The 10032-nt window shown below is 49.4% G+C and carries 11 protein-coding genes; 6 read left to right on the top strand and 5 right to left on the bottom strand.

Going from position 1 to position 10032, the window contains the following annotated elements:
* Nucleotides 1-70: 70 nt before the first annotated feature.
* Together VE954_RS00305 and VE954_RS00300 are read right to left on the bottom strand one after the other, a co-directional pair.
* Nucleotides 71-637, bottom strand: coding sequence for a hypothetical protein (locus VE954_RS00305; RefSeq protein ID WP_324948447.1), 567 nt, complete (start codon nt 635-637; stop codon nt 71-73).
* Between the two features lie 374 nt (nt 638-1011).
* The gene (locus VE954_RS00300; protein WP_324948445.1) at nt 1012-2253 is read right to left on the bottom strand and encodes a hypothetical protein; all 1242 of its coding nucleotides are present in this window, start codon (nt 2251-2253) and stop codon (nt 1012-1014) included.
* A gap of 347 nt (nt 2254-2600) precedes the next feature.
* Between VE954_RS00300 and VE954_RS00295 the strand changes: the two genes are divergently transcribed.
* The 4 genes from VE954_RS00295 (at nt 2601) to VE954_RS00280 (ending at nt 5182) form a co-directional block, all read left to right on the top strand.
* On the top strand, nt 2601-3023 hold the full coding sequence (locus tag VE954_RS00295) for a hypothetical protein (RefSeq protein ID WP_324948443.1): 423 nt from the start codon (nt 2601-2603) through the stop codon (nt 3021-3023).
* A gap of 27 nt (nt 3024-3050) precedes the next feature.
* Nucleotides 3051-3893 (top strand): S1 family peptidase, encoded by an 843-nt coding sequence (locus VE954_RS00290; protein WP_324948441.1) that lies wholly within the window; start codon nt 3051-3053, stop codon nt 3891-3893.
* Nucleotides 3894-4168: 275 nt separating this feature from the next.
* Complete coding sequence (locus VE954_RS00285) at nt 4169-4621, top strand: hypothetical protein (RefSeq protein ID WP_324948439.1); 453 nt, start codon at nt 4169-4171, stop codon at nt 4619-4621.
* 39 nt (nt 4622-4660) lie between these two features.
* Complete coding sequence (locus VE954_RS00280) at nt 4661-5182, top strand: hypothetical protein (protein WP_324948438.1); 522 nt, start codon at nt 4661-4663, stop codon at nt 5180-5182.
* 63 nt (nt 5183-5245) lie between these two features.
* Here VE954_RS00280 and VE954_RS00275 read toward each other — a convergent pair whose 3' ends face one another.
* On the bottom strand, nt 5246-5758 hold the full coding sequence (locus VE954_RS00275) for a hypothetical protein (RefSeq protein WP_324948435.1): 513 nt from the start codon (nt 5756-5758) through the stop codon (nt 5246-5248).
* A gap of 403 nt (nt 5759-6161) precedes the next feature.
* Between VE954_RS00275 and VE954_RS00270 the strand changes: the two genes are divergently transcribed.
* Nucleotides 6162-6671: a hypothetical protein gene (locus VE954_RS00270; RefSeq protein ID WP_324948433.1), complete on the top strand. Its 510-nt coding sequence runs from the start codon at nt 6162-6164 to the stop codon at nt 6669-6671.
* Between the two features lie 158 nt (nt 6672-6829).
* Here VE954_RS00270 and VE954_RS00265 read toward each other — a convergent pair whose 3' ends face one another.
* Nucleotides 6830-7810 (bottom strand): SMP-30/gluconolactonase/LRE family protein, encoded by a 981-nt coding sequence (locus VE954_RS00265; RefSeq protein WP_324948431.1) that lies wholly within the window; start codon nt 7808-7810, stop codon nt 6830-6832.
* A 380-nt stretch (nt 7811-8190) separates the two neighbouring features.
* A complete protein-coding gene (locus VE954_RS00260) occupies nt 8191-8985 on the bottom strand; it encodes a hypothetical protein (protein WP_324948430.1) in 795 nt (264 codons plus the stop codon).
* Between the two features lie 205 nt (nt 8986-9190).
* Here VE954_RS00260 and lgt point away from each other — a divergent pair, with 205 nt between their 5' ends.
* Nucleotides 9191-10021, top strand: a complete 831-nt coding sequence (gene lgt, locus VE954_RS00255) for a prolipoprotein diacylglyceryl transferase (protein ID WP_324948428.1) — start codon at nt 9191-9193, stop codon at nt 10019-10021.
* The last annotated feature ends 11 nt before the right edge of the window (nt 10022-10032 follow it).

Raw genomic sequence — 10032 nt, 5'->3', positions numbered from 1 at the left:
CGCAGAGATCGTACGCGGGGATCTGAAGCAGGCCGTCCAGAAGCTCAAGCGTGAGCCCGGCAAGGAGCTATCACGTGCCATGAAAAATGCAGCCTTCCTCGCGAGGCAAAGGACAGAGCATAGACTGCAAGGAATTGCCTTCCAGATAAACCGTTTCAAGAGCTGGGAGGCTTCCTAAACTTTCTATACTTCTTCTTATCTCATTGCCCCGAAGATCGAGGCTGAGAAGTCGCTTTAAAGTCGCAAGAGGAGCGATATCTCGCAGGCGAGGGAAACCATTTTTATTCAAGGTCGGGAAACTAAGATCGAGCGACTCCATTGAGCTCAAGGCGCTTTCAGCTTTTAGACAGTCTTTTCCGATCCATGATAGACCTGCAAAATTGAACAATGCCTTCAAAGTATCACGCGCTGGACAGTCATCAAATGCGGTCAATCCATCGCCCCACGTACACCATTCTTGAAAATTTTTAGGTTGGGGCGGATCTGTCTCACAGATTGCTCCTGCAGAGATATGGGTTAAGGCCTGGCAAGCCAGGTTTGGGTCAATGGGGTTTAAGCGGGCTTTGATGCGCGCTAATGTTCCTAGATTTTTGAGAGGTGTAAGATCCTCTACGACATTATCACGGATGTCGATCATCTTGATGATTGCTAAGCTTTGAAAGGGGCGAGATATCTTTAATTTGATTGCCGTAGAGTGCAATCTCTTCCAGTGGGGAAGCCAACCGCATCACAAGGCAGACGTCTATCGAAGTCGCTGGTGTGAGCCAGGAGGATTGGGAACGGCTTAAAGCGGCTTCTTTGATTCAAAGATAATACGTCAGGTCAGGCCTCTTCCTCTTCTATTGCCGAGAGAAAGAGGCCGACCTGACCTACGCGACAACTGAAAATCGATGCTGTCACCATATCCTTATACATGGCCTTGTCAAGCCATTGAGTTTGTCTTTGACCTGATCGCCATTGGCTACGTCCTGGTGAGGCGCTGCTGCACCACCGAAAATATGACTTCAAGCCTCAGTCATCGGATAGAAAATCAGTGATCCAGCTTCGGTCAAGCTCCACATCCCGCTTGACCCGCGGAGAAATGCTGATGTCACGATCCTCGAGATAGCTCAAATTATGAAAGTCGAAACGTTCTGAATTCATTTTATGACAGGAAATGCACGAAGTATTGGGAACCAGAATCTGTTTTCGATCCTGCAAGATGGATGCGAGGCGTCTGATATCAGGGACACGGAGCATCACCGTTTCTTTGAGCTCCGCTGCCACCTCGTCTGCAAACGGTTCATAGAGGGCTTCATCGTCGCGGGCCATGGTGCCTCGCATGGACGAGGTGAGCGAAAGGAGCTTGCGCCCATCTTTTTTCGAGTGAATGGCAATAGGCAGCGGCACGATCTTTCCCTTCTCGCCCTTAAATGATAGAAAGACCCACTCGTCGAGATGGGCTGGCTCGCGACCTGCTGGCAGTGAGAAGGAGGTCAGAGTTTGGAGGTGCCCCGGCTGGGCGAAATCACGAAGGAATTCACCGAGCTTCGCTAGAAAAGGCGTTCCCTCTCCTCGAGCGAATTCTGGTCGCGTTCCATGCTGCTCATACAGAGTTGGATCGATCCCTGACGCACGGAGTGACAACGTGCGATTTAGCAGCTCGCGGCTGGTTCGATTTCTGAGCGTCCTAAAACGTTCGATCTCAGCGGCCGTTAAGGTTTCAGGATTTCCCTGGTCTGTGACCGCGTCCTTTATTTTTTGCAGAAAATTCTGAGCTTCCTTGGCCTCGTCGCCTTTGAGAAATGCGACAGTCGGCGCAACAGGATAAATGGCATGAACGGATCGGTCCTCTCCGGCCGCTTCCATATAACGCGCATGGAGCGTAATCTTCCGCAGAACAGGCTGCCATACCAGCCTGACTTCAGGCCAGCAGAGGTCATCTATTTTCTGGCTTGGAGCCAAGCCGAGTGGCGCACAGGGAGCGATTCGTAATGATACCAAAGTCCAGTCTTCATAACGGCTCTCGCTCATCAGAGCATCGCCGATACTGGTCTTTAGATAAGCAGCGTGCAGGCTTTGATACCAGGAGCTGGGGAGGAGATTTCTTCCAAGCTGGGTGTTGCCGCCCGTTGTTATAAGGCCTTTTTCCTCCAAGGGCATGATAATCGCCAAATCTTTCTCACGAAGGTTATGAACTCCAAAAGCAGAATTCCCAACTGCCCAGGCAGTTAAAGCCATAAATAGACCTGGACCCATTGCTTTTCGATTCATGTATTCCTCGTTGGTCTCAAGTTATATCTCTCCTTTTGACAAGTGTAAGCGTAGGAACAGCAAGAGGCCCGGTTGAAGATAGAGAGCTTGATTCACAATTGGTGACGGGCGGAGTATCCCGCTATTGGACTCAGATTGAAAGTATAGGGGCCTGGAGTGATTACGAATTGTGAGCACGATGGAGATGATTGAGTTCACGCCGTTCATTTTTATCGGCAGGGGGTACTAGAGGTTTTATGCAGTAATTCCGAGCGCAAAATGATCGCGCTGATTGGCTGGCCAAGGCTTTACAAAGCAGCTTAGGTTTCCTATAAGCCGGGTGTTAGCACTTAAGGAAAGGAATCTTCATGAAAAAAATTTCAATAGCCCTCGCATCCATGCTCATGTCAGGGTCACTGTTCGCTCAATCATTCGATCTCAGCGTCACCGCAGCTTCTGAGAGCGAAGCGCTTCGGATCAGCTTTTCAACAAAGCAGATTTTTAGCTCGATGTGCAATCTAGAGATCAGCGATCTACAGATCACCCAGCCTACTCCTTCCAATTCCCAACCAAGCCCATCGATTGGCCAGATTTCCTTTCAGGCACAAACCACTCCTACAGTAAGATGTTTACGTGCATTTGGCCCACATAGGGGTGCCCTCTCCATAGAAAGAAGTCAAATCTCTGCTTCAGCTTACTATAAGGTCTTCATCAACAATGAGTACAACGGGACTTTGTTCGTGAATGAATCCGAGACAGTCTTGTTGGATCCAAGCGAAATCTCGCAATAACCGACCAACGACTATGCCGCTCCGAGCATGAGCGAAAAGCGTGGCCTTTTCCTGACACTCCGAGCGGCGCCGTCATATCCAACGACCACGGTCTGCCCCGCCCTGCCAAGAGCCTTGCCGCAAAACCTCTTTCAAACCTGTGCTCGATCAAAGGATTGGACACTTGGGCAATGGCCATGCATTTATGGTGGTGTGAAGACGAAAGCAGGAGAGTGGCTATCCACTGTGGCCCTGGTTACCAATGGCCGCATCTTCTGTTCCGGCACAGCGATCCATCCTCGGCTTGTTGTTACCGCTGGTCACTGCATTCAGGGCTCGACCAATCCCGCCCGCATCGGCGTTTACGTGGGTGAAGGCAGTGAAGGTGGACGTCTCACAGCCCAGTATACAGCCGTGAAGATGGCTTATTCTCCCAAGTACAGTAACAACGAAGATGGCTGGAATGATATCGGCTATCTCGTGCTCGACAAACCGTTAGACCTTCCCGTATCGGCCTATATTCCCGTGCTGATGGATGCGGATGAAACCGCGGAAGTCCTGCAATCCGGATTGAGCGCCTATATTGTTGGCTTCGGCTATCGCATGGACGGTTATGGAGTGAAATACGAAGTGGATGCCACCATCACCAAAGTTGGTGATAGTGAAGTGGCTCTTGGCAACGACGGCAAGGATTCCTGCAAGGGTGATAGCGGTGGCCCGGCATTTGCGAGACTAAGCAACGGGGAGTGGCGCGTATTCGGCGTCGTTTCCCGAGGTGGCGCTTGTGGCAAAGGTGGAATCTATGGTCGCATGAATGCCAATATCTGTTGGATCCAGGAAGATTCCGGAGTGGATCTCGGTTTGACCAGTTATTGTGCTACCAGCATCTAACAAATTGTTTCCTTCGTGAGCGCGACTGCTGAGTGTTTTGCTGTAAGACCCCATAAGCCGAGTGAATTAAGTTTTTCTAAAGTCTTGATAAAGGGCGACATCCAATCAAGATTCGCAGTGGATTGAGTGTTACATGGCGCAATAGTTCGAGTTTGATTACACAGCCAAGCCGCAAACACTTAATATTCGGTTGGCTGGTCAAGTCTAACCTCAACCTTAAAGTATCTGCTAGAACTCACTGCGTAAGAGAAACTTCTTTTCGCGGAGATCTGATAATGAAAAATTTAATCGTCCTTCTCGCTATGCTCAGTGCCGTTCCTGCAAACGCCTCGACTCAACTGCTTTCTGATATCGATGCCCCTTCAGCTGTCGAGTACGTAGAGTATACAACGGTCATCCAAGAGCTTCGTCTGGTGCCGGTCAACGCAGGCATTAACCCGCGAGCCTTCGCTTATCAACTGGAAGCTGACGTGATACTTGGATCGAACCCTTGCCAGGCGCAGGGCACAACAGTCGAGTTGGTCGAGGCCTTGAAAGACGGCGTACTCGAAATAAGCGCAGTTAAAAAAGTACCAGTGAACCTCGAGGAGCGGATCTGTACTCGCGAATATCTTCCCGTCGTACAAACTCTAAAATCTGAAATTAGAGGCTTTGCTGGTGACATTGAAGCTATCGTAGTCAAGAACGTTGAAACAGCAGGCGTTGATTTTACTATCGTCGTGAAATAATTGGTTCTGCTGCATTTGTATAATAGGGTGAGACCTTTCATGTTCTTCAATTCTTTCCGCAAATTCCCGTTTTTGGTTGGCGCTTTTTTTGCCACGAGTCACTTTTTAGCCGTCGCAGTTGCCCGTGCTGATGAGGATGCATCACTCAATCGCCAGCTGCTGTATCAATGCATGCCTGGAATCGGAACATTCCCTATTAAGCTCAATCTGACAGGACATTTAAAGGATGGCTTACCAAGCGTGAGTGAACTCGATCTATACATGAATGCTGAGTCAAATCAAATTACTGTCGACTCTCAGATCATCGAAGTGAATAATCTGGGTCTGTACGATGGCAAATGGATATCTATAAATTTCCAGAAGAGCCTGGACAGCAGACCAGTAAACCTAAGAATTGCTTTTCCAGAAAATTACACCAACCCCTGGCTTTTTGCAGGGCATATTGAAGACTTCCCAGGAGTTGAACGCGACACAACTGTCAGCGGCAATGGTTTCGAGAATGTTCCGATTTACGGCGTAGACGCGTACCTTACAAACCTGCTTTGCCACAAGAAGTTTTAAGTTCATTCCCTAAGTTTTCTGACCTTCTTTGCAGCCCTCAGTGTACTGAAGGCTGCCCTTGGTCTACTGGCGCGTCAGTGTACAAGTGTAGTATTCGCGACTCAAACCAAAAAACGGTGAAATGTCCGTTCGGTTGTGAATAATTTCAAGGTCCCTTGCCGCAGTCGGGCGTAGCTGAAACGATGCGCTCGCATAATTCCCACTGCCTAGCCCGCCTTCTTCGGCCTTGACTGTAAGTCCCTCCTTAACCCATTCCGTGATGACATCCTCGGAGACTTCAGCCGCCGTCTGACTCAACAGAGTAACGTCTCTTTTTTTCCCAAAATGCTCATATGTGAGGACGACTTCTCCACAGCTTGACTGAGTAACCACGAGCTGTGTGCCTTCACCAAGTAATCCAGGATTGATGGATGCACTTGGAACTGGCAGTTGCCCGTCAGACTCATAGGAGGAGGTCGAGCATGAAACGGAAGCGCTTGTGTAAGCATAGGTACCAGATAGATCCGGGCAAGTCACCTCTGCAGTTGCAGTATGCGCCATCAATAAAAAACCACTGAGGAAAAAATAATGTTGCACGAGTAAGTCCTTCATATGAAGTGAATGATCCGTTTAGGTACATTTCAGTGATGCTGTCGTCAACTCCTTTCCTTTTAAAGGTCGCGCACTATCTTTTAGACTGCATGATCTCTCCCAGCCGTGTCCTGCACAAGGATCACGCGAAAAAAACAAAGATGCTTTCTTGTTCTGGAAAGCATGAAAAAACCTAGCTTCAAAGAGAATTCTATTTCAAAAAAATACCGGATCATATCTCTTGCGTGTTCCACTCAAACGACTCTTCAATTGAGTTCCTGTCACGAGCATGATAACCATCTCCGTGTGAATTGTGGCCAATGTGGGCCCATTTCATGCACTTTCAATACGAGAGATTCAACATATGCCAAAGCTTTCCTTTACACTTCTCGTGAACTTATTTTCCACTATGGCTTTCGCCGATCTTACACCGTGTCCAGAATTGCATTCTTCGGACGAGGGACGACCTCAGGTCCTCGACGCAAAAGCGATCGCATCCTGCAATTTTCAGAATTCTGAGCCGGGTCTGTACACCGTGACCTCCGGCTCAATATGTCTTTATAGAGGCAAGTCTGATGGCGGAGCAGAAAGCTTTGCGCTTCAAGGCGCCCTAGCCTACACCTTCTGGGACGAACAAAAAGTCTTGAATGGTATTTTCGCAGTGGGTTCAACGGACGGCGTCCGCCCGGGAGTCGAGGAATACACGCGCGGCGTCAGCGCTTTCTTTGCTTCCCAGGTGGGCCCGCTGTTGAATGTCACCGAAACCGAAAACAGCGTCGGCGTTCCCCGCACGGTTGCAGAAGCCAGGTACAACTCTTGGACAAAGACCCTGCAATTCGAAAAGTACTATCAAGGATTTCTGGATTTCAAGAAAGACTCGATCTACTCGGTTGAGCTGACCTGCCAAGACATCGACTAGGTCGAGTCAATTTCAGCAGAAGTTGCGGACGGGCTAAGACTCTGCAGCCGGAGCTTTCCGTCCTCAAGAGGACTCACAACTGAGAGACGATCTCATGTCTCTCATTGGGTCAAATGGCAGAGGAATAACGAGATGACAGCAGTGAGCTGTTATTACTGTCAATATGGAAAACCTGGTATTTTCATCTCCACTTGAAACAAATGGCCTGCAGTTGTGACAAACATGGTGTTCTTGTTAGTTCCGCCGAAAGCAACATTTGTAGGGTTATATTTGAAACCGGCGATCGTTGTCAGCAGTATCCCCGCAGGCGAATAGACGTGTACGGATTTCTCACTTGGCACAGTTGCATAGATATTGCCCGCACAATCCACGGACATTCCATCGATTCCTTTGCCGGGTGTTGCCAGAACGCCATCAGCTTTGATCTCGCCATTAATTTCCATGCGGTAACGGAAAATTTTACCGTCGCTCCCACCAACATACAAAAGTTTCTCATCTGGGCTCAAAACAATTCCGTTTGGTCTCGTTAGGCTGAGGTCCACGGGATTGATTGCACCGTTTGGGCTGATGGCGTAGACGCCAGTGATAAGACCTTGCCCTTCGCGCCCATCACGTTGATAAGCGGGATCAGTGAAATAAATCGTGCCGTCCTTGGCAACAGTGAGATCATTAGGCGAGTTGAAAGCTTTGCCTTGATAGCTGCTGCCAACAACCTGACGCGTGCCGTCAGGAGTGATCCGCGAAATCTCTTGGCGATCATGCAAGGCGGCGACGATGTTCTGATTGCTATCAATAGCAAGACCGTTGCTACCATGGACTCCCTTTTCGCTCCAGACGCTCCAGGTGCCTTGTGCATACTTCAAAATTGAGGTTGGTGGGCCTTGACCATTGGTAGGATCACGGAAATTCCATGCTGAAATAAGGAGGGCCTGTTCGTGCTCGAGCCATACGGGTCCTTCGGTAAACTCAAACGGAAAGGGTAAAGGGACCTCAACTGGTTCGCCCAAACTGCTGAACATCTCTGGTGATGACTCGGCTTCACAAAGCGGATTCATGCCTGGTTCAGCTGGATCCACGACAGGCTGTTGGATGACGTCATCGCTCTTGGTAGCGGTCGTCTTGGAATCGGCGTATTCCACCAGATTGCCTTTTGGCTTTTCTGTACACGCCAGGATACTAGGGGAAGTCAGAACCACGAACACAGCAACCCGACAGAACGGCACAACAGGTTTTGACACGGATAGATCCTTTCACTTGATTGAAAAAAGCAGTGAGCCAGGCTTTCGGCGCATCGGCGGACGTTCAAATAGCGTGTTGACCGAGCCTGCGGGCTTCCTGATCCTCACTGCATTGTGTCTCATAGAAGTCAAAAGCCTTGAATCAAGTCCTTTCTCCCACGGGCTGAAAAGGTGATTTTTTTACCCACAGTGGATATTTCGTTCAGCATGGTGATGATCCATAGGATTCCTTTTTTTCCTCTATCCCTCGAGAGATTCCGGCAGCAAGCTGGTTCCGTGAGTCAGGAGTTTTCCAGCATGCCCACATAAAATTCTCGCTGGATTTTCAGAAAGCGAAGGTACGGTTCATAGAACCGTCGATGACGATGCGCGAACCCTTCGCGGATTTCAAAGTCACTCAAGGACTTCGGGATTTCCTGCAAAAGATCACGAAACGATTTTTGATGGGACAATTGATAGCTGAATTCCGAGGGCATGGTCTGGGCGATCGCCTCCGGGCTGGCCCCTTTTTCCAATTCGCTGTTACAAAAGGACTGCAAACGTAGCGAATCCTGCGTGCGACGCTCCTGATTGGCAATGATCTGATCGAGCAATCGAATTTGATTTTCAAACACGATACCAGGTTTCAGATACTGACGGATGGCTTGGTCGTGGCGACCTTCCGCGGATTTTTCTTTGAACAGCCGGTCCCGCAGATAAGCGCCGTAAGCATCCAGAATTTGTTGGATGAGCAGTGCTTCCGGAATTTGCAACAGCTGCTGTTCAGCCGACAGGGAGCGCAAGAGGCCGCGAAAACCAGCCAGCTTCATGCGAAAAGTGGTCACCCGTCCCTCACGACGCGAGCTGACCCAGCCCAACTCTTCATAACGTTTCAGCCATCGCTGAATCTGCACGAATTGAATATCGATCGACCGCCCGAGCATTCCTTTGTGGATGACATCCTTGATCAGGTCCAAATAGAACATGACATCCTTCTGTCGAAAATCCTGGCGCAAGAGTCCTACGGTGAGGATCGCGCATTGGATGATCACGGACATGAATGTTTCCACGCTGACTTTGTTTGCTATTTTTGTCATGGTACGCCTGCCCCGATACGCGTTGATGCCACCGTTCTATGATTCACGAAAAGCATGGCCTTGCCCAGACTGATTCCATGCGACAGGACGGGATGGACCGGTGGGAGTAAAACGGATGCTTTTTACTATTCTTTTTGCCATAATGGGTGGCCACGCCTCATTCACCGGGGTATCGATTCTCAGACCAGGAGGAAGCTGCTTTTTTATGGAACACTTAGTTTGGGACTTTGCCCCCGAGATATTTAAATTAGGCAGCTTCGCGCCGCGCTGGTATGGACTGATGTTCGCCATCGGCTTTATGGTCGGCTACTCGTTCATGGCGAAGATCTTCAGGAAGGAAGGCTATAACGAAGAAGACCTTTCCTCTTTGCTCTTTCATGTCATGCTCGGGACCATCATTGGAGCACGGCTGGGTCATTGTTTATTCTATGAACCGGAATACTATCTGAGCCATCCCTTCGAAATTCTTTTCATCTGGAAGGGCGGGCTGGCCAGTCATGGCGGGACCATTGGTGTCATTATTGCTGTATGGCTCTATAAACGCAAACATCCGGATCAAGGCTACGTTTGGCTGGCCGATCGTCTTTCGATTGCCATTGCCTTTACTGCGGCCTGTATTCGTATTGGTAACTTTTTTAACTCGGAAATTCTCGGCAAGCCCAGTGAGGTGCCGTGGGCCATCATCTTCAAAGGCGCCGGTGAAACCGTGCCTCGTCACCCGGCCATGCTCTATGAATCGATCAGCTACCTCGTGCTGACCGGACTTCTCCTCTTGCTCTATAAGAAAACCGAAGGCAAAAAGCGTGGTCAGATGATCGGTCTCTTGTTTATCTGGATTTTCACATCACGCTTTTTCATCGAGTTCTTCAAAGAAAATCAGGTGCCGTTTGAGAATGAACTGCCGTTGAATATGGGACAGATCCTCAGCATTCCGTTTGTTATCCTGGGTGTGCTGCTCTTCTCCGGCAAGCTCATCGAATGGATGCCCTGGCTGGATGGCTCCACTTCCAAAGCCAAGCCACAGAAAAAAGTTTGATGGAAAGGAAG

It is taken from the genome of Oligoflexus sp. (assembly GCF_035638955.1).
Classification (GTDB): domain Bacteria; phylum Bdellovibrionota_B; class Oligoflexia; order Oligoflexales; family Oligoflexaceae; genus Oligoflexus.
This window is presented reverse-complemented; position numbering and strand designations above follow the sequence as displayed.

What these genes read in the sequence shown, in the direction of transcription:
- VE954_RS00305 (WP_324948447.1), bottom strand. Translation starts at nt 637, where the DNA reads ATGATCGACATCCGTGATAATGTCGTAGAGGATCTTACACCTCTCAAA.
- VE954_RS00300 (WP_324948445.1), bottom strand. Translation starts at nt 2,253, where the DNA reads ATGAATCGAAAAGCAATGGGTCCAGGTCTATTTATGGCTTTAACTGCC.
- VE954_RS00295 (WP_324948443.1), top strand. Translation starts at nt 2,601, where the DNA reads ATGAAAAAAATTTCAATAGCCCTCGCATCCATGCTCATGTCAGGGTCA.
- VE954_RS00290 (WP_324948441.1), top strand. Translation starts at nt 3,051, where the DNA reads ATGAGCGAAAAGCGTGGCCTTTTCCTGACACTCCGAGCGGCGCCGTCA.
- VE954_RS00285 (WP_324948439.1), top strand. Translation starts at nt 4,169, where the DNA reads ATGAAAAATTTAATCGTCCTTCTCGCTATGCTCAGTGCCGTTCCTGCA.
- VE954_RS00280 (WP_324948438.1), top strand. Translation starts at nt 4,661, where the DNA reads ATGTTCTTCAATTCTTTCCGCAAATTCCCGTTTTTGGTTGGCGCTTTT.
- VE954_RS00270 (WP_324948433.1), top strand. Translation starts at nt 6,162, where the DNA reads ATGGCTTTCGCCGATCTTACACCGTGTCCAGAATTGCATTCTTCGGAC.
- VE954_RS00260 (WP_324948430.1), bottom strand. Translation starts at nt 8,985, where the DNA reads ATGACAAAAATAGCAAACAAAGTCAGCGTGGAAACATTCATGTCCGTG.
- lgt (WP_324948428.1), top strand. Translation starts at nt 9,191, where the DNA reads ATGGAACACTTAGTTTGGGACTTTGCCCCCGAGATATTTAAATTAGGC.